Below are 19,799 nucleotides of genomic sequence, written 5' to 3' on the forward strand. Positions count from 1 at the left end.
ATTCTGTACAAGCTCGGCTGCAGAACTGCTCAGGGCTTCCTATTCTCCAAGGCGGTGCCGCTAAGCCAGGCGCTTGAATTGGCACTAAAAGAGCACGCGAAGCAATGTTGATCGCCGCCGTCATCAGTCACTGCATCGAGCAGAGCAGTCACTGCATCGAGCAGAGCGTAAAAGGACCGATGGGCCGGGCGAGGCGGAAATGGGAAACGCGTTGATCACTGGCGTGCCATACGCTGTTTGTGGCGCAGGTTAGGTTTTCCAGGGTGGCAAGTCGCCTCCAGTCCGCGATTCACTTCGGTTACGCCGATCATGATGTCCGGAAGTAAAGCGAAGGCTTAGAAGGGTAGTCTGCTTGCTCAGGTCAGACGAATCCCAGTTGTTGGGCGGTCTGGAACAAAGCGAGCAGCATGATCAGGCAGCCGACGAGCCGCAAAAGCGTCCGCTCGGCAATCGCCTTGAGCACCCATCCGGCAAGCGGAGCGGCGACTATGCCGCCCACGATCAGCCCCAGCACCGAGCTTGCATGTGTCGACAGCGCCCCCGCTTCCTGCCAGTGCCCACTGACGAGCGCGACGATGAAGGTGACGGACACCGCTAGCGTGATCAGGAACTCGGCCGCATTGACAGTGCCGATCACGTAGCGTGGCGGCGCGCCGGCGCCGAGCAATCCGGTCACGACCATCGGGCCCCATCCGCCGCCACCTGCAGCGTCGAGGAAGCCGCCGACAGTGCCCAGCGGCGCCACAAGACGGGTAGGAACCGGATTGCTGGGGATCTTGCGGAACGAGCGGAGGAACAGCCAGAGCCCGATCACAGCGAGATAGGTCGTGACGTAGGGCTTCACCATGTCGCCGTCGAACGAGGTCAGCACGAAGGCGCCGAGGCAGCCGCCGAGAATGCCGAAAGGAGCAAGCCGCCAGAACAGCTTCCAGTCGATATTGCGGTGGTAGTGGTGCGCCGTGCCGGAAGCGGCCGTGGTGAACACTTCCGCCGCGTGTACCGCGGCCGAAGCCTGCGCCGGCGGAACACCGAAGGAGAGCAGCACGGTGGAGGAGATCGCGCCATAGGCCATGCCTAACGCGCCGTCAACCGCCTGGGCGAGGAAGCCGACTATGGCGAACAGAATGAAGTCAGTCATTGGTGTCCGCCGTGAACGTGCCACCGTATGTAGCCCTGTGGATGTGGCATCCGGCTTGGCTCCGCGTCAGAGAAAAGGGCGGCATCGCTGCCGCCCATGGAGATTGTTGAGGTGCGTGGACCTTAGAAATCCATACCGCCCATACCGCCCATGCCACCCATGCCGCCGCCGGGCATGCCGGCCGGCATGCCGCCGCCAGCCGACTCCTTCTTCGGAGCCTCAGCGATCATGGCTTCGGTGGTGACCAGCAGGCCGGCGACCGAGGCCGCGTCCTGGAGAGCCGTGCGCACGACCTTGACCGGATCGACGATACCCATGGCGATCATGTCGCCATATTCGCCGGTCTGGGCGTTGAAGCCGAAGGTCGGGCCCGTGTTCTCGAGGATCTTGCCGGCAACGATCGATGCTTCCGCACCGGCGTTGGCCGCGATCTGGCGAGCCGGAGCCTGCAGCGCGCGGCGCACGATGGCGATGCCGGCGGTCTGGTCGGAGTTGGCGCCGCTGACGGTGATGGCCATCGAAGCGCGCAGGAGTGCGACGCCGCCGCCGGGAACGATGCCTTCTTCGACGGCCGCGCGGGTCGCGTTGAGGGCGTCATCGACGCGGTCCTTCTTTTCCTTGACTTCGATCTCGGTCGCACCGCCGACGCGGATGACGGCAACGCCGCCCGCCAGCTTGGCGAGACGTTCCTGCAGCTTCTCCTTGTCGTAGTCCGAGGTGGTCTCCTCGATCTGCTGCTTGATCTGGGCGACGCGGCCCTGGATCTCGGCCTTCTTGCCGGCGCCGTCGACGATGGTAGTGTTCTCCTTGGAGATCGACACCTTCTTGGCGCGGCCGAGCATGTTGAGGCTGACATTCTCGAGCTTGATGCCGAGGTCTTCGGAAATGACCTGGCCGCCGGTGAGGATGGCGATGTCTTCCAGCATGGCCTTGCGGCGATCACCGAAGCCTGGCGCCTTGACGGCGGCGATCTTCAGGCCGCCGCGCAGCTTGTTGACGACCAGCGTGGCCAGAGCCTCGCCTTCGACGTCTTCCGAGATGATGACCAGCGGCTTCGAGGTCTGCACAACAGCCTCGAGGATCGGCAGCATGGCCTGCAGGTTGGAGAGCTTCTTCTCGTGGAGAAGGATGTAGGCGTCTTCCAGATCCGCAACCATCTTGTCGGCGTTGGTGACGAAGTAGGGCGAGAGATAGCCGCGGTCGAACTGCATGCCTTCGACGACTTCGAGTTCGGTCTCGGCGGTCTTGGCTTCCTCGACCGTGATGACGCCCTCGTTGCCGACCTTCTGCATCGCTTCGGCGATCATCGAGCCGACCGAAACATCGCCATTGCCGGCGATGGTGCCGACCTGGGCAACCTCTTCCGAGGTCTTGATCTTCTTGGCGTTCTTGATCAGCGTCGAGACGACGTCGCCAACCGCGAGGTCGATGCCGCGCTTCAGGTCCATCGGGTTCATGCCGGCGGCAACCGCCTTGTGGCCTTCCTGGACGATCGACTGCGCCAGAACGGTCGCGGTCGTGGTGCCGTCGCCGGCGATGTCGTTGGTCTTCGAAGCAACTTCGCGGACCATCTGCGCGCCCATGTTCTCGAACTTGTCGGAAAGTTCGATTTCCTTGGCGACGGTGACGCCGTCCTTGGTGATGCGCGGTGCGCCGAATGACTTGTCGAGGACGACGTTGCGGCCCTTGGGGCCGAGCGTCACCTTCACTGCGTCGGCGAGGATGTTGACGCCGCGCAGCATGCGCTCACGGGCATCGCGGGAAAATTTTACGTCTTTGGCAGCCATTTTTAGCTCCTGGCAGGGGCTTGAATTGAGCCCTGGGGTTTAAGTGGTGGTGAGGCCGATATTCAGCCGATGATGCCCATGATGTCGGATTCCTTCATGATCAGAAGGTCTTCGCCATTGAGCTTGACTTCGGTGCCCGACCACTTGCCGAACAGGATGCGATCGCCGGCCTTGACGTCCAGCGGGACGAGCTTGCCGGCCTCGTCGCGGGCGCCGGAACCAACGGCGATGATGCCGCCTTCCTGCGGCTTTTCCTTAGCCGTATCGGGGATGATGATGCCGCCTGAGGTCTTGGATTCGGATTCGACCCGACGAACGACCACGCGGTCATGCAGCGGCCGGAAATTCGACTTTGCCATTTTGGATATCCCTGGTGCGGAGGTTGAAAGGTTCTCCGTTGCCGGAGCGTGGTTAGCACTCGCCAGTGGAGAGTGCTAACGTGGCGCTGAAATAGGCTGTGGGCTCGTACTAGTCAAGACGGACGAGGGGACGGCCGAAGAGCAAAGGATTTGGAATCGGCGCGGAAGCCTCGCCCCCGTTACGGTGCATCCAACTGCCTAAGCTAGCGTTTCGGCCGTAAGCTCTGGGCCACTTTCGTCTCTGTTTGGAATGTGAAATTATGTGAAATTAATGGCCGAGGTAGGTTCCGAACAGCAGGTCGAGAGGAATGCTCGTTTTGAGGACGATGTTTGGGATTTTGTGATCGAGGTGGATTGTTTCCGTGGTGAGGTTTGCGTCGGCGATTAGATAGACAAGATGGCGCGCCCGTCCAGTGCGCCTGCCGCGCGAATCTCTCCCTTCACGAATTCCGCCGTGAACGCAGCGCGTTGAGCCGCAACGGCACCGGAAAGCCTTGACGATCATGCCGGGTACTGGCGTGTGCTGCGATGTTGTAGGTGGTCACGCGGGCCTTGACGTCATTGCGACGGTAGTCGGTAAATGAGCAGCGGGGACCGGGTGGGGGGCTTGGGGTTAGTCCCCGCTGCTTTGAGCTGCCTTCGCAGGGTGCAGTGGCAGCACAACTAAAATAGTGACTGAGCGATGACAGGACCAGACAGCGGAGCCTTGGGCACCCTGTCAGTCTTACACCGGCTAGTGCCGCCCCCAAGGCCACCCGGGCGGGTGTCTCAAGAGTGCGGCCGGGGACGGGCCTTCAAAGATTGCGACTTCCGTACCCCAGCCTACACTCCGGCCTGACGCGCGTGCCCACCCAATCTACCCCAGCGTCAAGCGACAGGTCATTAGTAGCCGATAAAGATCGCCCCCAAATCGGCCGCTTGGGCTAGCTCGGATAGACAATTCGGGTGAGCGGGTTCAACGGGGTCAAAAGGAGGGATCGGAATATCCGGGCCAAATTTTCTTACGACCCATCGGATAACAGGCTCATGCGTGGCATCCCCCGTGCCCCTTCGGTTTCACGACACAGGCCCGAGCGAGACGACCGCCAGACGCCGAGAGGCTGCCCGGTGGCGGTACCTCAGACCGACATGAGCACGCGCTGGCGGGGCTATCCTTGTCCAGCGGTTGGAGTGCGTAGGGCAGACGGTACGGACCACCTGTTTACGTATGACGTGGCGAGGGGAGCGCTAAATGGCTCCGCTTCGCCAGCCTAGGCAAGGTGCTCCTGGAGGCCCCGGTTGCGGCCACGATGTTGTTCCAGGACTGGCCCGCCTTGAGCATCTTCACTATGGCCGCATTGCGCTTCTGGTCCTCAGGCCGCTCCCGGTAGCGCCCTTCCTGCTTGGCCTTCTGGATACCCTGGGCCTGCCGCCGCCGCCTGTCGTCATAGTCCTTGCGGGCAATCGCGGCGATCATGTCCAGCATCATCCCGTTGATGGCCTCCTGCATCCGGGCGGTGAACTCGTCGGTTCCGCTTGAAGCCATGCTCCAGGAGGTGGGGAGGTCGAGACTGGTCTTCGTCTGCGCCATGTGGATCACCGGCTTCGACGTGCCAACCTGCTCGACGATCTATCTCGACAAGCCAATGAAGAACCACACTCTGATGCAGACGATCGCGCGCGCGAACCGAGTTGTGCCCCGCAAGCAAGCGGGTCAGCGCGGGATCGATCCGCTGCGCGACCAAACGCAGTCGTTGCGCGTGTGCAAGGTCGAGGAGGCGATCTTCAAGTTTACGGATCCCAACATTGCGGGGAAATCCAAGCTCACGCGGCGACTCGCGCCCGGTCGGCCGGATTTCGCAATAACCATCCGCAGGAAACATCGCGGAGCGAACCGACGCCGGCAGACGATCAATGACAAGCGTCTGAATTGTGACGACCTGCTCGCGCCGATAGGCCCCTTCGGCGACATCCCGCCAACGAACGCGTCCGCGCTGGCGAACCCAACGGACCTCGGCGACGGTGATATGCAATATAGTCGCCGGCAATGGCCAGGCCACGATCAGATCCATCGCAGCTTCGTTGCGCACCGGGACGACCGCGGCGACGGAGCACAGTAGCCTTCGGCCTGTTGGCCTTCGCGATACGTTGGTTTTCGCGCGCAAGCGTCCACACCGCGTCTGCCGCTCCCTTCGCGCTGCTGTATTCCTCTATGAGCCTTTTCGCGATCGCCTCCCGCATGGCGTCGTCCATTGACGCTGCATGCTCTCTGCGTAGCCGAAAGGCCACGAGGAATCGCTGGTGCAAGGAAGAGACTGCCATCCGGAACTCGTTCACAATGTCGTTGATCACTGCTTGTGCGACAGAGGGGTTGGCGGGCCTTCGTTCTGAATGGTCTTGAGTGAAACGGAGCCGGGTCGGCTGCTTACGTCGACCGCTTAGGAAGAGGCGACCGTCGCGCGTTGGGCCGAGCAGCACGGAAATGGCTGCAGAGAGATAGCACGCGGGTATAGATATTGGGACATGCGAACAGCGTGTCGGAGGAGCACCGTGTCGATGTCATCATCGGCATCGACGTAAATGCCGCGCATCAGCTTCACCAGTTTGCCCGTCTCTGCGTGTCTTCTCGATCGTTTCCCCGACCAGATGGAGAGGCATTCTAATTTTTCCGTACTTCAGTACGCGAAAGTACTGCCGAGAAAGCCTTTCTTGGGTCGTCTTCCGAAGCGGAAACGTTGAAGGACAGAGGAACATTGGGCCTATGTGTCCACGCTAGCACGGTGATCCATCCAAAAAAATGCACGACAAGCTCCATCGAACAGGAGATTTGTCGTCAACCTGCCAGCGTATTACATGATGTTGCTAGCACCGAAGAATTTCAAGCATCAAAGACTTGCCAATGAACGACCTCAAAAAGGTGTGCCCACACAATGTCACAGCAGATGAGAATGCGAAGCTTTGGTCGATCGAGGATCGACAGGATTCGACACGACACCCATCTCCTGCCAGCCCATTCCCGTCTACTCGACCTAGGGCTGTCGAGCATGAGCAAGACCGTCCTTGCCTTATGGTCTGTGAACTCCGGCTTTGACCTCGCCGAATGGCAGTCGTAAATAATGCAGTCAAAAGTGTGCATACCGCGACGGCGACCACATTGTTTGAGTCTTTTCAACAGCCTAGGAATCTGACGGTATTCTTGACGGCATTCCTTGGAAAGATGATAAGATTTTATCAATCAAAACAAGAAGTTATAGACCTAATTGATCATTGAGTGGGAGTAGGGGAAAGACCTAATAAATTCGGCGAAGCGGCTGTTTTGGAGTAGATTAGCGTAGGATCTTCGGCGGTCCGGGAGTTCATCTGCCGCACATGATCAATGAGGATCCTGATCGTCTTGTCACAGTAACGCCCGCCATAGTGATTCCACCGTTCACTCGATCGACCCGGATGTTTTACCACGAAGGATTCGCGTCCGACGCTGTGATGTCGCCCGGCATATTCTTCTGTTTCGAGGACCAGGCCTGGAGCAGGCGCTTGAACAAACGCAGGCGCGCCGGGTGTCATCTTCCAGTGCTCAACCGGCAGAAGCGAATGACGGGGCCTCATCTCGCTGAGTGATATCGCTCTGAAGGGCGAAAGTTCGATCCTCGCGCCGCTTGCCAAAATCGCTGCCGGACGCTGAACGGCACCTGCACGCCGCCTGAGGTTTCAGGGGCGCTTGCGAAAATAGACGAAAGCGGCATGCATCTAGAGGAACCAGGCATGCCGCCCATGAGCCCGACGGAATCGGCTTCCCTTGGAAATCCGTGGCGGCGCTCTCGGCTGATCGATGAGCATCGGCGCCGGCAAGGGCGACCCCTGTAGCAGGCGGCGATTTGTGTAAGCCAATCATGAAGGCCTACCGCCAGAAAGCACTGTGGCCTGAGATTTCAAGTCGGACTTGAAATATCAAGGCGCGCGGCGCACGATGGCGCAGAAATGCACCGAGAGGGAGACGGGGCGGAGGGCTGGAGCGTAGCAGCGCTTGGAGGAAGCCATGAACGTCAAAGCGATTCTCGAGGACAAGGGTCGAGCCGTCGAGACGATTGGCCCGAACGAGACGCTCGCCGTGGCGATCAACAGGCTCGCCGAACACAGGATCGGCGCACTGGTCGTTACCAATGGTGATCGCAAGGTGATCGGCATCGTGTCCGAGCGCGACATCGTCTGCGCCATGAACAAGTATGGGGCTGCGGCCCTGGAGCAGAGTGTCCGTCACGCAATGACCGCCAAGGTCAACCTCTGCACCGAGAACCACACGATCAACCAGGTCATGGAGATCATGACCACAGGCCGCTTCCGCCACCTGCCCGTGGTAAAGAACGGCCAACTCGACGGCATCGTCTCGATCGGCGACGTGGTGAAGAAGCGCATCGAGGAGGTCGAGCGCGAGGCCGAAGAGATTATTCACTACATCTGGGCGGGGTAAGCTCGCCAAAGGCCCGCCGTCTGGCCGCGACGTCCTTTTTTCAGGGTTTCTGATCTCGTGCCGAACCTCCTTAGGCAGCCTGAGTAACGGATAGGCAGCTGCGGGATCGCACACCGTATCAGATGCTGAGACTTGGGCATAACGTAGCGCCAAACCATGTAATCTTGAGAAAAATTCGATACTAGGGCACAATTTGTAGACGCATCTGAAGTGCGCAGCTATCTCAAACCCGGCCGCCTTGCGCCGAGTGACAGATCGCGGCGGAGGGTTGGCGTCGATGGATCAGGCGTTCTTTCTTCTGTTCGCTGCGGCGTCCGTGATCACGGCACTGACCGTGGTCCTGGCGCGGAATCCGGTTCACAGCGCATTGGCGCTGATGGCGTGTTTCCTGCAGATCTCGGCAATCTTCGTCTTGCTCGAGGCACCGTTGCTCGCTGTCATCCAGATCTTCGTCTATGTCGGCGCAATCATGGTCCTGTTCCTGTTCGTGATCATGATGATCGATGTGCGCGAAGCGGTATTGCAGCGGTTCTTGCCGGGCGGCAACCTGCCGGCTCTGGTGCTGCTCGTCCTGCTTGGGGTCGAGATGCTTGTACTGGTGCTCTGGAGCGACCGCTTTTCGGTCACGGAGCCCGTCGCGATGCGCGGCGGCGATCAGATCAGGCAGCTCAGCATGACACTTTTCGCCGACTATCTCCTACCGTTTGAAGCCGCCTCCGTGATCCTGCTGGCGGCCCTGGTCGGCGCCATCGTGCTGGCGCGGAAGGAGCAGGGGTGATGGTTCCGCTCTGGTGGTATATTTTGCTCGGAGTGGTCCTGTTCGTGATCGGAGCGGCGGGCGTGCTGCTCAGGCGCAATATCCTGGTCGTGCTGATGTCGCTGGAGTTGCTGCTCAACTCGGTCAACATCAATTTCATCGCTTTCGGGCGTTACTACGACGATTTCCGCGGGCAGATCTTCGCGATCTTCGTCATCGCAATCACCGCGGCGGAGGTTGCGGTCGCCCTCGGGATTCTGGTCGCCCTCGTGAGGAACAAGTCCACCCTCAAGGTCGACGACGTGACCATGATGAAAGGATAGCGGCTTGGACCCGGTGATATCGATCCGGCCGCTGCTTGCCGTCGCCGTCGCAGGCCTGGCGGCCCTTGCAGTTCTCGTTCTGAACAACCGCGAGAAACTCCGCGATCTCGTCTCGCCCTTGGCCGCGATCGCCATGTTCGCAATTGTCGCCTCGATGGCACCCACGGTGCTGGCCGGCGGGACGGTCGATTTGCGCCTGTTCGAGATTCTGCCGGGGATCGACTTCGCTTTCCGGGTCGATGCGCTCGGCATGGTGTTTGCCACCGTCTCGTCGCTCTTGTGGATCGTGGCGGCGATCTATTCCATCGGCTACATGCGCCACTTGAACGAGCACGCGCAGACCCGGTTCTTCGCCTGCTTCGCCGCCAGTCTCGCGGCGGCCGTCGGGGGCGCCTTCGCCGCCAATCTGTTCACGCTGGTGATCTTCTACGAGGTGCTCAGCCTCGTTACCTATCCGCTCGTCTATCACCACGAGGACGAAGAGGGATGGACGGGTAGCCGCAAGTACCTCGTCTATTTGATGGGGGCGTCGAAAAGCGTGCTTCTCGCCGCGCTGGCGCTGACCTACCATCTGGCGGGGTCGCTCGACTTCGTGCCAGGCGGGCTGCTGGCCGGGGTCGATGCCTCGCCGGCGCTGCTGACCGTGGTCTATTTCTGCTATCTGTTCGGCTTCGCCAAGGCCGCGGTGATGCCGATGCACGCCTGGCTGCCTGCCGCGATGGTCGCGCCGACACCGGTCAGCGCACTCTTGCATGCGGTGGCCGTGGTCAAGATGGGCGTGTTCTGCGTGCTGCGGGTGGTGTTCCATGTCTTCGGCACGGGGCTGGTGGACGGGCTGGGGCTCGGCATCGCAACGGCCTATCTGGTCTCGTTCACCATCCTGATGGCGTCCATCTACGCCCTGACGCGGGACGACCTGAAGGCGCGGCTCGCCTATTCGACGGTCAGCCAACTCTCCTACATCGTGCTGGGCGCGGTCCTGCTGTCGCCGGTCGCGATGGTTGGCGGGATCATCCACATTGCGGCGCATGCGTTCTCCAAGATCACGCTCTTTTTCTGCGCCGGGTCGATCTATTGCGCGTCCGGCAAGCGGAACATCAGCGACATGGCCGGCATCGGCCGCAGGCTGCCGTGGACGATGGGCGCGTTCTTCGTGGCCTCGCTCAGCATGATCGGGGTGCCGCCGACCGCGGGCTTCGTCAGCAAGTGGTATCTGGCGCTGGGCTCGGTGGAGGCGGGGGAGATTGCGTTCCTGGTCGTGCTCTTGGTGAGCTCGGTCCTGAACGCCGCCTACTTCCTGCCGGTCAGCTATGTCGCTTTTTTCGGGACGGAGACACAGGAAAGTCCGGCGACGGTCCGTGAAATTCCGTTGGTGACGATCCCACTGGTCGCGACCGCGATCCTGTCGGTGTCGATGGGTATTTTCCCCGGCTATTTTCTCACCCTGGCGGAAGGAGTGGTCAGATGATCAGGCGTGTCGTCGATTTCTTTGGTGAGGCGAGATACGCGGAGCAACGCCGCCGGCTGTTTTATCTGGCGCTCGTTCTGATCGTCATCGCCGATTTTCTGGTCCCCCGCGAACACGCTGAATTCCTGTGGGACCGCTTGCCGGGCTGGTCGGCCGTCTATGGCTTCTTGTCCTGCGTCCTGCTGATCTTCGTCTCCAAGTTCCTCGGCCATCAGGGCGGGTTGATGCGGCGCGAGGACTATTATGATTGACTTCGTCCATCCCGCCCTGCTGTTCATTCTTGGCGCCCTGCCGATCCCTTTCCTGAAAGGATCAATCCGCAAGGCCTATCTGATGTTGATTCCCGCGCTGGCGATCCTCGCCGTGCTCACCGTGCAGCCGGGCAGCTACGGCGCGGCGGAGTTCATCGGGCAGGAAATCCTGATTGCGAAGGTCGACAGGCTGAGCATCGTCTTCGCCACCGTTTTCACCATTATGGCGCTGATCGGCATGGTCTATGCGCTGCACCTGACGGGCGCCGGAGAGCATGTGGCGGCGTTCGTCTATGTTGGCAGCGCGCTCGGCGTGGTGTTTGCAGGCGACTACCTGACCCTGTTCCTGTTCTGGGAAGGTATGGCGTTTGCCTCTGCCTATCTGGTCTTTGCCCAGCGCGGCAAGCAGGCGATCCGTGCGGGGTTCCGGTATCTCATGGTCCATATCACCGGCGGCGTCGCCCTGCTGGGTGGCGTCATTCTCCACGGGCTCGCCACAGGTTCGCTGCTCTTCGGCCCGATCGAGGGGGGGATGGGCGTCGCCGCCTACCTGATCCTTGCCGGGTTCATGCTCAACGCCGCGGTGCCGCCTCTCAACGCCTGGCTGACAGACGCCTACCCGGAGGCGACCGTCACCGGAGCGGTGTTCATGAGCGCCTTCACCACCAAGACCGCCGTCTATGTGCTGGCCCGGGCGTTTCCGGGCACCGAGCTTCTCGTTTGGCTCGGCACGGCAATGGCGCTTTACGGCGTCATCTACGCGGTGCTGGAGAACGACTGCCGTCGGCTCCTGGCCTATCACATCGTCAGCCAGGTGGGCTACATGGTGGCGGGCGTCGGCATCGGTACCGAGATGGCGGTGAACGGGGCCTCCAGCCATGCCTTCGCGCATATCCTCTACAAGGCGCTCCTGTTCATGGGTGCGGGGGCGGTGATCCACGTCACCGGGCGGCGCAAGCTCACCGAGCTCGGTGGGCTCTACAGGACCATGCCGCTGACCGTGGCGCTCTACATGGTCGGCGCCTTCGCGATCTCGGCATTTCCGTTCTTCTCGGGCTTCGTGACCAAATCGATGGTGGTGGCCGCCGCCGGACAGGATCACCGCGCGCTGGTGGTGCTGACGCTGACGATGGCATCATCTGGGACCTTCCTGCACACTGGGCTCAAGCTCCCGTACTACATGTTCTTCGGCATGGACCGGAAGCTGGAGGCGCGGGAGCCGCCCCGCAATATGCTTGTTGCGATGGGAATGGCGGCGGTGCTGTGCATCGCGATCGGGGTGTTCCCCCAACCACTTTACGCGCTGCTGCCCCATCCAGTCGACTTCGAACCCTACACCGGGGTCCATATCACCGAGAGCCTCGGCATACTGATGTTCACCGCATTGGGCTTCGTGCTGTTCCTCAGGGCGCTCGACCCCGAGAACACGATCAGCATCGACACCGACTGGTTCTACCGCAAAGGCGCGCGGCATTTCATGTGGCTCGCCGAAAAACCGCTGGCGCGCTACGAGAGGGCGGTGAGCGACGTGTCCGAGACCGTGGTGCTGCCCTTCCTGCACGGAACCGCACGGGCCGGACTGCGGATCGATCTCAACGGTGTGGACGCCGTTGTGAACGGCGTCGCCCGCTCAATCCTGCGCGGTGGCGGTGCGCTGCGCAAGCTGCAGACCGGCGTCGTGACCCATTACGCGCTGGCGATGATCGTCGGTGTGATCGCAGCCATCGCCGTCTTCGCTGTGGTGTGGCGGTAGGGGTGCGATGGCGTTCCCGCTGCTTAGCCTCATCGTGTTCATGCCCGCCGCCGGGGCAGCGGTTCTGATGCTTCTCCGCAGCGACGATGCGGTGCGGTGGACGGCGCTAGGTGTCACCGTCCTCGACCTCGCTCTCTGCATCGCTATGCTGGCCGGCTTTGACACCACTACCCACGAGATGCAGTTCACCGAGACGCGCCCGTGGGTGCCCGCGCTCGGAATCACTTACGCGCTCGGCATCGACGGAATCAGCGCGCTCTTTGTATTCCTGACTGCGTTATTGGGCTGGATCTGCGTGCTCGCCTCGTGGGTCGCGATCGACCGCAAGGTGAAGGAGTTCATGGTCAGCCTGCTGGCCATGCAGGCGCTGATGCTGGGGGTGTTCTGCGCGCTCGACCTGTTCCTGTTCTACGTCTTCTGGGAGGCGATGCTGATCCCGATGTACGTGATCATCGGCGTCTGGGGTGGCGACGGCCGGGTCTATGCGGCGTTCAAATTCTTCCTCTACACGCTGGCGGGCAGCCTTCTGTTCCTGATCGGTGTCATCGTGCTCTATTTCCACGGCGGCGAGACTTTCGACATCCTCGCCCTGACGGCGCAGGATTTGCCGTTCCGGGTTCAGTCCTGGCTGTTCTTTGCCTTCCTGATCGCCTTCGCAGTCAAGGTGCCGATGGTCCCGGTCCATACCTGGCTGCCGGACGCCCATGTGCAGGCGCCGACGGCGGGTAGCATCATCCTCGCCGGCGTTCTCCTGAAGATGGGCGCCTACGGCTTCCTGCGGTTCTCGCTGCCGATGCTGCCGGAAGCCTCGCTGTATTATTCGACGCTAATGCTTACGCTTTCGGCGCTCGCAATCGTCTATGGCGGGTTACTCGCGCTGGCGCAGGACGACCTCAAGAAGCTGGTGGCCTATTCCAGCATCAGCCACATGGGTTTCGTGACGCTGGGTATTTTCACGTTGAACCTCCGCGGGCTCGAGGGCGGCATCCTGCAAATGTTCAATCATGGCGTAACGACGGGCGCGTTGTTCCTGTTCGTCGGCCTGATCTACGAGCGGACCCATACCCGCAGCATCGCGGATTATGGCGGGCTAATGAAGGCGGCGCCGGTCTATACCGCGTTTCTTGCGCTGTTCACCCTGTCGTCGATGGCGCTGCCGGGAACGAATTCGTTCGTGGGCGAGTTGCTGGTGCTGTCGGGCGCGTTTGCGGCCAATCTGGCCGTCGGCGCGGCCGCCGTTTTGGGGGCACTGCTGGGCGCGGCCTATCTGCTTGGCATGTACAGGAAAGTCGCGCTTGGTCCAGCCAGCATCGGCGTGCGGTTCAAGATTCGCGACGTAAACGCCCGCGAGCTGGTGACGATCCTGCCGCTGGCGGTCTTCGTGCTCTGGGTCGGGCTCTATCCGAGACCTTTTCTCAACATCATCGGGCCATCGGTGAGGCATCTGCTCACGCAGGTGCATTCTAACGGGGGCGGCCAATGACCGCTGCCACGCTTTTCCAGTCGATCCTAGCGAGCCTGCCCGAGATCGTGGTGGTCACTGGGGCCTGCATCTTGCTGATTCTGGGACAGCTTGTGCCAAAGGGACAGGGGTATTTCCTCGTCTGGGCTTCCGCTGCAACCGTGCTGGTTGCGACCCTGGCGACACTGTTACTGGCGGGCGAGGTGCGGCCGGCCTATTCGGGCATGTTTATCGCCGACCGCTTCGCGGTCTTCTTCAAGATGGTGTTCTACCTTTCGACCGTCCTGACGTTCCTCCTGTCGCGAAAATATGCCGAGATCGAGGAGATCGCGTTGAGCGAATACTATGTCCTGCTGCTCTTTGCGCTTTCCGGCATGATGATCATGGCCTCGGCAACCGATCTGCTGTCGATCTATGTCGGCCTCGAGCTGATGGCGCTCTCGACCTATGTGCTCACCGGCTTCCTCAGGAAGGAGCGGCGGTCGAACGAGGCGGCGCTGAAATACGTGGTTCTCGGCGGGGTCTCGACGGGAATCTTCCTCTACGGCGTCTCGCTGATCTACGGGATCACCGGCACGACGCAGCTGGACGGGATGGCTGCGGCGGTGACCGGCGACCCGCTCGATCCCGGATTGCTCCTGGCGGTGGTCTTCATCGTCGCGGGGCTGGTCTTCAAGGTCGGCGCGGTGCCGTTCCACATGTGGGTGCCGGACGTCTATGAAGGCGCGCCGACGACAATCACGGCCTTCATGTCGGTCGCCCCCAAGGCGGCGGGGTTCGCGGTGATCCTGCGCGTGTTCCTCAACCCGCTGGTCGCCGGTTCCGACGCCTGGATCATCGTCGCGGTGATCGCGGTGGTGACGATGGCGCTCGGCAGCTTCGTGGCGCTGGTGCAGGACAATTTCAAGCGCCTGCTCGCCTATTCCAGCATCGCCCATGCGGGCTTCGCGCTCTTCGGCGTGGTGGCGGGTGGCGCCGACGGGATTGCCGGCGTGATGCTCTACCTGCTGATCTACGCCTTCATGAATCTCGGTATCTTCGGCATCGTCATCATGATGCGGAATGGCGATTTCTCCGGCGAGGTCATCGAGGACTACGCCGGCTTCGCCAAGTCGCATCGCGGGTTGGCGCTTCTGATGCTGCTCTACCTGTTCTCGCTCGCCGGCATTCCGCCGACAGCCGGGTTCTTCGCCAAGTTCTACGTGCTGGTGGCGCTCGTCGAGCGGGGTTTCGTCACGCTGGCGGTGATCGCGGTGCTGCTGAGCGCCGTCGCCGCCTACTTCTACATCCGCATCGTCATGGTGATCTACATGCGCGAGCCGGAGCGCGCGTTCGAGCCTGCCCTGACGCCGTCCGTCCGCGCCACGCTCGCCTTGACCGCCGCCGGCACCATCGGCATCGGACTGTTTCCGGCGTGGTGTCTGAGGCTTGCCCAGAGTTCCGTGCTCGGCGGTTGACACGATTGGATTTGCAATGAACCGGCCAACCGAATACTCTTGAAGCTACGAAAGGATGCCCTAGTCGCTGCACGAGGGCCGCACCGCCGGCCAGAAGATTTGGTCGGTCGCAGCTTGAGCAAGCCCTCGGTGGGTAACCGGGGCAGCGCGACATGACTGGAATGGAATTCCTGCCGGTTCTCTTCATGGTCGCCGGAATTGTCCTGGTGGCCGTGGCGACGCTGTACGTCTCCTCGCTCCTGCGCCCGTCCAACCCCTATCCCGCGAAGAACATGCCCTACGAGTGCGGTATGGACCCGGCCGGCGAGGCCGCCGGGGGCCGCTTTAGGGTGCAGTTCTTCATCCTAGCAATCCTGCTGGTGGTGTTCGACGTCGAGGCGATGTTCCTGTTTCCCTGGGCGGTCGTGCTGAAGGAGATCGGGCTCGTCGGCTATGTCGAGATGTTTGTCTTCATGCTGCTGCTCATCGTGGGCTTCGCCTACGCCTGGCTGAAAGGAGCGCTGGAATGGGAGGAGTAGGCGAAACGATTCGGGACAGCGTGCTGTTCACCACCGCCGACAGCGTCATCAGCTGGAGCCGGCGGTCGGCGCTCTGGCCCGAGACCTTCGGGATTGCCTGCTGCGCCATCGAGATGATTTCGGCCGGCTGCGCCCGCTACGACCTCGACCGCTTCGGCGTGGTGTTTCGACCTTCGCCGCGCCAGTCCGACGTGATGATCATCGCCGGCACGGTGACGCGGAAGTTCGCTCCGGTCGTGCGCCGGCTCTTCGACCAGATGCCGGAGCCACGCTGGGTCATCGCCATGGGCACCTGCGCGATCTCGGGCGGGGTCTACAACACTTACGCCGTGGTGCAGGGGGCGGAGACTTTCGTGCCGGTGGACGTGCATGTGCCCGGCTGCCCGCCGCGGCCCGAGGCACTGATGCATGGCATCCTTCTGCTCCAAGAGAAGATCAAGAGGTCCCGCGCGCTGGCCGGGACGCCTCTGGATCGGGTTGTAGCCTCATGAGCATGGAGACGTCCCTCATCCGCACCCTGATCGCGGAACGTTTCGGGGGGGAAATCGAGGAGCTTGGCTTCTCGCATGGGGTTCACGCTTTCGCCTCACCGCCTGACATGATCGTCGAGCTCTGCCAATTCCTGAAGGGCCATCCGACGCTGCGGTTCGATTTCCTGTCCGACATCTGCGGGGTCGACCATTATCCCGAAACGCTGCGCTACGAGGCGGTGTACCACCTCTATTCGCTGCCGAACAAATGGCGCGTTCGGATCAAATGCCGCCTCGGCGATCCGCCGCGGGTCCCGTCGGTGACGGGGGTCTGGCGGACCGCCAACTGGCACGAGCGCGAGGCCTGGGACATGTATGGCATCCGGTTCGAGGGCCATCCCGACCTGCGCCGGATCTACATGTGGGAAGGCTTCGAGGGCTTTCCGCAGCGCAAGGACTTTCCGCTCCGGGGCTACAAGGACACGCTGAACCCGTTTGGCGCGGAAGGCCCGCCGCCGACGCAGCCCGATCTTGCCACCAAGGACATTCCATAAGGGAGGCCGTTCAACGCCGGGAAATGAGATGACCGAAGTCACGGAACTGAGCAGGCCGGCAGGTGAAGCGCTCGACACAAAGGAGGTGCTTCTCAACCTCGGCCCGCAGCATCCCAGCACGCATGGGGTGCTGCGGCTCGTCCTTGAGTTGGACGGCGAGTATGTCGCGCGCGTGGACCCACACATCGGCTATCTCCACCGCGGCACCGAAAAGCTGGCCGAGAGCTTCACTTACACCCAGATTTTTCCGCTAACCGACCGGCTCGACTACCTCTGCCCGCCCTCGAACAACCTCGCTTTCGCGCTAGCGGTGGAGAAGCTCCTGGGCATCGAAGCGCCGATCCGCGCGCAATATATCCGCGTGCTGATGGCCGAACTCGCGCGGATCTCCGGTCACCTCCTGATCACCGGCGCGTTGCCGATGGACCTGGGCGCCATGACCGCGTTGATTTACGCCATGCGCGAGCGTGAAATGATCATGGACCTGTTGGAGATGATCAGCGGGGCGCGGATGCACACCTCCTTCTGCCGGGTCGGCGGTGTGCGCGAGGACCTGCCCGACGGGTTCTTCCCCAAGATCAGGGAGTTCTGCGACATCTTCCCGAACCGGATCCGCGACTATGAACGGCTGGTCGAGAACAACCGGGTGTTCCTGAAGCGCACGCAGGGGATCGGCGTGATCTCAGCCGAGGACGGTATCGACCTTGGCCTGAGTGGCCCGAACCTGCGCGCCTCGGGCGTTGACTGGGACATCCGCCGCGACGAGCCTTACGAGATTTACGACCGGCTGGCTTTCAACGTCATTACCCGCGATGAGGGCGATTGCTACGCGCGCTGGCGATGCCGCGTCGAGGAGATGCGCGAGAGCGTCCGGATCATCGAACAGTGCCTCGACCAGATGCCCGAGGGGCCGTTCCAGATCGATATGCCGACAATCGCTTTCCCAGTGAACAAGGACAAAGTGCACTGCTCGATGGAGGCGCTGATCCAGCATTTCGACCTCTCGGCCTATGGCTTCAAGGTGCCGAAGGGCGAGGTCTATTCGGCGATCGAGGCGCCAAAGGGCGAGCTCGGGTTCTACATCATCAGCGACGGGTCGCAAAAACCGTTCCGGATGAAAGTGCGGGCGCCGTCATTCGTCAACCTTCAGGGACTGTTCGGGGTCAGCAATGCCCGCTACCTGGCGGACATGATCGCCGTGCTGGGCAGCCTCGACCCTGTGATGGCCGAGGTGGACAAGTAGCAGGAGATTTTGGACGCGATGAACATGCGTGAACAGATCGAGGCGGCGGCGGCGCGGTATCCCGACCAGCGCTCGGCGATCATGCCCGCGCTTCTGATCGCGCAAAAGGAACATGGCCATCTACCCGGCCCGGTGTTGGAAGAGGTCTCCGACATCCTCGGTGTCGAGCGGGTCTGGGTCTACGAATTGGCGACCTTCTACACCCTCTTCCATACCGAGCCGGTGGGGCTGTTCCACTTGCAACTCTGCGACAACCTATCCTGTATGCTGCGCCGATCCGAGGACCTGCTGAGGCATCTGGAGACTGTGCTGGGGATCGAAAAGGGCGGCACAACCCCGGACGGGCTGTTCACGCTTTCGACCGTCGAATGCCTCGGCGCTTGCGAGATGGCCCCGGTGATGCAGGTCGGCGACGACTATCACGGCGACCTCGACATTGCGCGGATCGACGCGCTCTTGGACAGGCTGCGCGCGGCGGCGGGGCAAACGACCGGCGCCGAACTCGCCGCCGCAGGACCGCCGGGTGAGTAGCCGCCATGTTCGAACCGGTCCTTCTCAGAAACATGGACGAGCCGGATGGCCATCTGCTTTCGAGCTATGAGGCCGGCGGCGGCTACCAGGCGCTGGCGAAGGCGCTGCGCGAGCACACGCCCGACGAGATCATCGACCTCGTCAAGCAAGCGAACCTGCGCGGTCGCGGCGGCGCCGGATTCCCGACCGGGTTGAAATGGAGCTTCGTGCCGAAACGGGCCGACAAGCCGAAATACCTGTGCTGCAACGCCGATGAGGGCGAGCCCGGCACGTTCAAGGACCGGATCATCATGGAGCGTGATCCGCACCAACTGATCGAGGGCATGGTGATCAGCGCCTACGCGATCGGGGCGGAAACCGCCTATGTCTACATCCGCGGGGAATACGTGCTGGCGATCCACCGGCTGAAGCAGGCGATCGCCGAGGCCCATGCAAAGGGTTATCTGGGAACACGGATTCTGGGCTCGGATTTTAATTTCGTCGTGCACATCCATTGCGGCGCCGGCGCATATATCTGCGGCGAGGAGACGGCGATGCTCGACTCGCTCGAAGGCAAGCGGGCGCAGCCCCGTCTGAAACCGCCATTTCCGGCGGTCGCGGGGCTCTACGCCAGCCCGACCGTGATCAACAATGTCGAGACGCTGGTCTGCGTGCCGCATATCGTGGCGCGGGGGCCGGACTGGTTTCGCAGCATCGGCCCGGACAAGAGCCCCGGTCCGAAGCTTTATTGCCTCAGCGGGCACGTGCGGAACCCGGGCCTTTACGAACTGCCGATGGGCATATCGCTGCGTGAACTGGTCGAGGACCGCGCCGGCGGGCCGCCGCCGGGGCGCAGGATCAAGGCGGTGATCCCCGGCGGGGTCTCGGCGCCGCTGATCCCGGAGCGCGGGCTGGATGTCGGGATGGACTTCGACTCGCTGGCTGCGGTCGGCTCGATGCTTGGCTCGGCCGGGGTGATCGTGATCGACGACTCGACCTGCATGGTCAAGGTCGCCACTCGGATCATCGAGTTCTTCCACCACGAGTCCTGCGGGAAATGCACGCCTTGCCGCGAAGGGCTGAACTGGGTGGTGAAAGTGCTGCGCCGGGTCGAGGCAGGGCAGGGCGCGCCGGACGATCTGGAACAGCTGGAAGCGCTCTGCAAGGGCATTTTCGGCAACACGTTCTGCGCTCTGGGCGACGGCGCGGCTATGGGGCTGCGGGCGGCACTGGCGCATTTCGAGCATGAATTCGTCGCCCATATCGAGGAGGGCAGGTGCTCGTTTCACTAAGGAGCGCGCA

General features: G+C 62.1%; 17 protein-coding genes and 2 pseudogenes. 15 read left to right on the plus strand and 4 right to left on the minus strand.

Features of this window, described 5'->3' with window-relative positions; genetic code table 11:
* Positions 1 to 361 precede the first annotated feature (361 nt).
* The 4 genes and pseudogenes from AC0L2C_RS20235 to AC0L2C_RS20250 all read right to left on the minus strand — a co-directional run.
* Positions 362 to 1,138 carry a sulfite exporter TauE/SafE family protein gene (locus AC0L2C_RS20235; RefSeq protein WP_065010507.1) on the minus strand — a complete coding sequence of 259 codons (777 nt, stop codon included), beginning with the start codon at positions 1,136 to 1,138 and terminating at the stop codon, positions 362 to 364.
* Positions 1,139 to 1,260: 122 nt separating this feature from the next.
* Positions 1,261 to 2,925 (minus strand): chaperonin GroEL, encoded by a 1,665-nt coding sequence (groL, locus tag AC0L2C_RS20240; protein ID WP_473524248.1) that lies wholly within the window; start codon positions 2,923 to 2,925, stop codon positions 1,261 to 1,263.
* 62 nt (positions 2,926 to 2,987) lie between these two features.
* Positions 2,988 to 3,284, minus strand: coding sequence for a co-chaperone GroES (gene groES / locus AC0L2C_RS20245; RefSeq protein WP_473524249.1), 297 nt, complete (start codon positions 3,282 to 3,284; stop codon positions 2,988 to 2,990).
* A gap of 1,201 nt (positions 3,285 to 4,485) precedes the next feature.
* Positions 4,486 to 4,836, minus strand: a pseudogene (locus AC0L2C_RS20250) (recombinase family protein); the annotation flags it as partial.
* On the opposite strand from AC0L2C_RS20250, the pseudogene AC0L2C_RS20255 reads away from it, so the two are divergent.
* From AC0L2C_RS20255 to nuoF, 15 genes and pseudogenes are all read left to right on the plus strand, one after another.
* Positions 4,832 to 4,978, plus strand: a pseudogene (locus AC0L2C_RS20255) (type I restriction enzyme subunit R domain-containing protein); the annotation flags it as partial. The pseudogenes AC0L2C_RS20250 and AC0L2C_RS20255 overlap by 5 nt on opposite strands.
* A gap of 2,321 nt (positions 4,979 to 7,299) precedes the next feature.
* On the plus strand, positions 7,300 to 7,731 hold the full coding sequence (locus AC0L2C_RS20260) for a CBS domain-containing protein (RefSeq protein ID WP_027152445.1): 432 nt from the start codon (positions 7,300 to 7,302) through the stop codon (positions 7,729 to 7,731).
* 277 nt (positions 7,732 to 8,008) lie between these two features.
* Positions 8,009 to 8,509: an NADH-quinone oxidoreductase subunit J gene (locus AC0L2C_RS20265; RefSeq protein ID WP_023800377.1), complete on the plus strand. Its 501-nt coding sequence runs from the start codon at positions 8,009 to 8,011 to the stop codon at positions 8,507 to 8,509.
* Complete coding sequence (gene nuoK / locus AC0L2C_RS20270; protein ID WP_023800378.1) at positions 8,509 to 8,811, plus strand: NADH-quinone oxidoreductase subunit NuoK; 303 nt, start codon at positions 8,509 to 8,511, stop codon at positions 8,809 to 8,811. Before AC0L2C_RS20265 ends, nuoK begins: the two co-directional genes overlap by 1 nt.
* A 4-nt stretch (positions 8,812 to 8,815) precedes the next feature.
* On the plus strand, positions 8,816 to 10,279 hold the full coding sequence (locus AC0L2C_RS20275) for a monovalent cation/H+ antiporter subunit D family protein (protein WP_023800379.1): 1,464 nt from the start codon (positions 8,816 to 8,818) through the stop codon (positions 10,277 to 10,279).
* A complete protein-coding gene (locus AC0L2C_RS20280) occupies positions 10,276 to 10,530 on the plus strand; it encodes a hypothetical protein (protein ID WP_023800380.1) in 255 nt (84 codons plus the stop codon). The genes AC0L2C_RS20275 and AC0L2C_RS20280 overlap by 4 nt, the downstream gene beginning before the upstream one ends.
* Entirely contained in the window at positions 10,523 to 12,283 is a 1,761-nt protein-coding gene (locus tag AC0L2C_RS20285) for a Na(+)/H(+) antiporter subunit D (protein WP_473524250.1), read from the plus strand. Before AC0L2C_RS20280 ends, AC0L2C_RS20285 begins: the two co-directional genes overlap by 8 nt.
* 7 nt (positions 12,284 to 12,290) lie before the next feature.
* Positions 12,291 to 13,766, plus strand: a complete 1,476-nt coding sequence (locus tag AC0L2C_RS20290) for an NADH-quinone oxidoreductase subunit M (protein ID WP_027152447.1) — start codon at positions 12,291 to 12,293, stop codon at positions 13,764 to 13,766.
* Complete coding sequence (locus AC0L2C_RS20295) at positions 13,763 to 15,202, plus strand: NADH-quinone oxidoreductase subunit N (protein ID WP_473524251.1); 1,440 nt, start codon at positions 13,763 to 13,765, stop codon at positions 15,200 to 15,202. The genes AC0L2C_RS20290 and AC0L2C_RS20295 overlap by 4 nt, the downstream gene beginning before the upstream one ends.
* A gap of 152 nt (positions 15,203 to 15,354) precedes the next feature.
* Complete coding sequence (locus tag AC0L2C_RS20300) at positions 15,355 to 15,720, plus strand: NADH-quinone oxidoreductase subunit A (protein WP_287226362.1); 366 nt, start codon at positions 15,355 to 15,357, stop codon at positions 15,718 to 15,720.
* Positions 15,708 to 16,211 (plus strand): NuoB/complex I 20 kDa subunit family protein, encoded by a 504-nt coding sequence (locus tag AC0L2C_RS20305; protein WP_127208038.1) that lies wholly within the window; start codon positions 15,708 to 15,710, stop codon positions 16,209 to 16,211. The genes AC0L2C_RS20300 and AC0L2C_RS20305 overlap by 13 nt, the downstream gene beginning before the upstream one ends.
* Positions 16,208 to 16,744: an NADH-quinone oxidoreductase subunit C gene (locus AC0L2C_RS20310; protein ID WP_287226360.1), complete on the plus strand. Its 537-nt coding sequence runs from the start codon at positions 16,208 to 16,210 to the stop codon at positions 16,742 to 16,744. The genes AC0L2C_RS20305 and AC0L2C_RS20310 overlap by 4 nt, the downstream gene beginning before the upstream one ends.
* Positions 16,745 to 16,772: 28 nt before the next feature.
* Positions 16,773 to 17,987 carry an NADH dehydrogenase (quinone) subunit D gene (gene nuoD / locus AC0L2C_RS20315; RefSeq protein WP_473524252.1) on the plus strand — a complete coding sequence of 405 codons (1,215 nt, stop codon included), beginning with the start codon at positions 16,773 to 16,775 and terminating at the stop codon, positions 17,985 to 17,987.
* An 18-nt stretch (positions 17,988 to 18,005) separates the two neighbouring features.
* Positions 18,006 to 18,518 (plus strand): NADH-quinone oxidoreductase subunit NuoE, encoded by a 513-nt coding sequence (locus tag AC0L2C_RS20320; RefSeq protein ID WP_023800388.1) that lies wholly within the window; start codon positions 18,006 to 18,008, stop codon positions 18,516 to 18,518.
* Between the two features lie 5 nt (positions 18,519 to 18,523).
* Positions 18,524 to 19,789 carry an NADH-quinone oxidoreductase subunit NuoF gene (nuoF, locus tag AC0L2C_RS20325; protein ID WP_473524253.1) on the plus strand — a complete coding sequence of 422 codons (1,266 nt, stop codon included), beginning with the start codon at positions 18,524 to 18,526 and terminating at the stop codon, positions 19,787 to 19,789.
* The last annotated feature ends 10 nt before the right edge of the window (positions 19,790 to 19,799 follow it).

Source organism: Mesorhizobium sp. WSM4845 (genome assembly GCF_055811455.1).

Coding starts and splice junctions, on each gene's coding strand:
- AC0L2C_RS20235 (WP_065010507.1), bottom strand. CDS start 1,138: ATGACTGACTTCATTCTGTTCGCCATAGTCGGCTTCCTCGCCCAGGCG.
- groL (WP_473524248.1), bottom strand. CDS start 2,925: ATGGCTGCCAAAGACGTAAAATTTTCCCGCGATGCCCGTGAGCGCATG.
- groES (WP_473524249.1), bottom strand. CDS start 3,284: ATGGCAAAGTCGAATTTCCGGCCGCTGCATGACCGCGTGGTCGTTCGT.
- AC0L2C_RS20260 (WP_027152445.1), top strand. CDS start 7,300: ATGAACGTCAAAGCGATTCTCGAGGACAAGGGTCGAGCCGTCGAGACG.
- AC0L2C_RS20265 (WP_023800377.1), top strand. CDS start 8,009: ATGGATCAGGCGTTCTTTCTTCTGTTCGCTGCGGCGTCCGTGATCACG.
- nuoK (WP_023800378.1), top strand. CDS start 8,509: ATGGTTCCGCTCTGGTGGTATATTTTGCTCGGAGTGGTCCTGTTCGTG.
- AC0L2C_RS20280 (WP_023800380.1), top strand. CDS start 10,276: ATGATCAGGCGTGTCGTCGATTTCTTTGGTGAGGCGAGATACGCGGAG.
- AC0L2C_RS20285 (WP_473524250.1), top strand. CDS start 10,523: ATGATTGACTTCGTCCATCCCGCCCTGCTGTTCATTCTTGGCGCCCTG.
- AC0L2C_RS20290 (WP_027152447.1), top strand. CDS start 12,291: ATGGCGTTCCCGCTGCTTAGCCTCATCGTGTTCATGCCCGCCGCCGGG.
- AC0L2C_RS20295 (WP_473524251.1), top strand. CDS start 13,763: ATGACCGCTGCCACGCTTTTCCAGTCGATCCTAGCGAGCCTGCCCGAG.
- AC0L2C_RS20300 (WP_287226362.1), top strand. CDS start 15,355: ATGACTGGAATGGAATTCCTGCCGGTTCTCTTCATGGTCGCCGGAATT.
- AC0L2C_RS20305 (WP_127208038.1), top strand. CDS start 15,708: ATGGGAGGAGTAGGCGAAACGATTCGGGACAGCGTGCTGTTCACCACC.
- AC0L2C_RS20310 (WP_287226360.1), top strand. CDS start 16,208: ATGAGCATGGAGACGTCCCTCATCCGCACCCTGATCGCGGAACGTTTC.
- nuoD (WP_473524252.1), top strand. CDS start 16,773: ATGACCGAAGTCACGGAACTGAGCAGGCCGGCAGGTGAAGCGCTCGAC.
- AC0L2C_RS20320 (WP_023800388.1), top strand. CDS start 18,006: ATGAACATGCGTGAACAGATCGAGGCGGCGGCGGCGCGGTATCCCGAC.
- nuoF (WP_473524253.1), top strand. CDS start 18,524: ATGTTCGAACCGGTCCTTCTCAGAAACATGGACGAGCCGGATGGCCAT.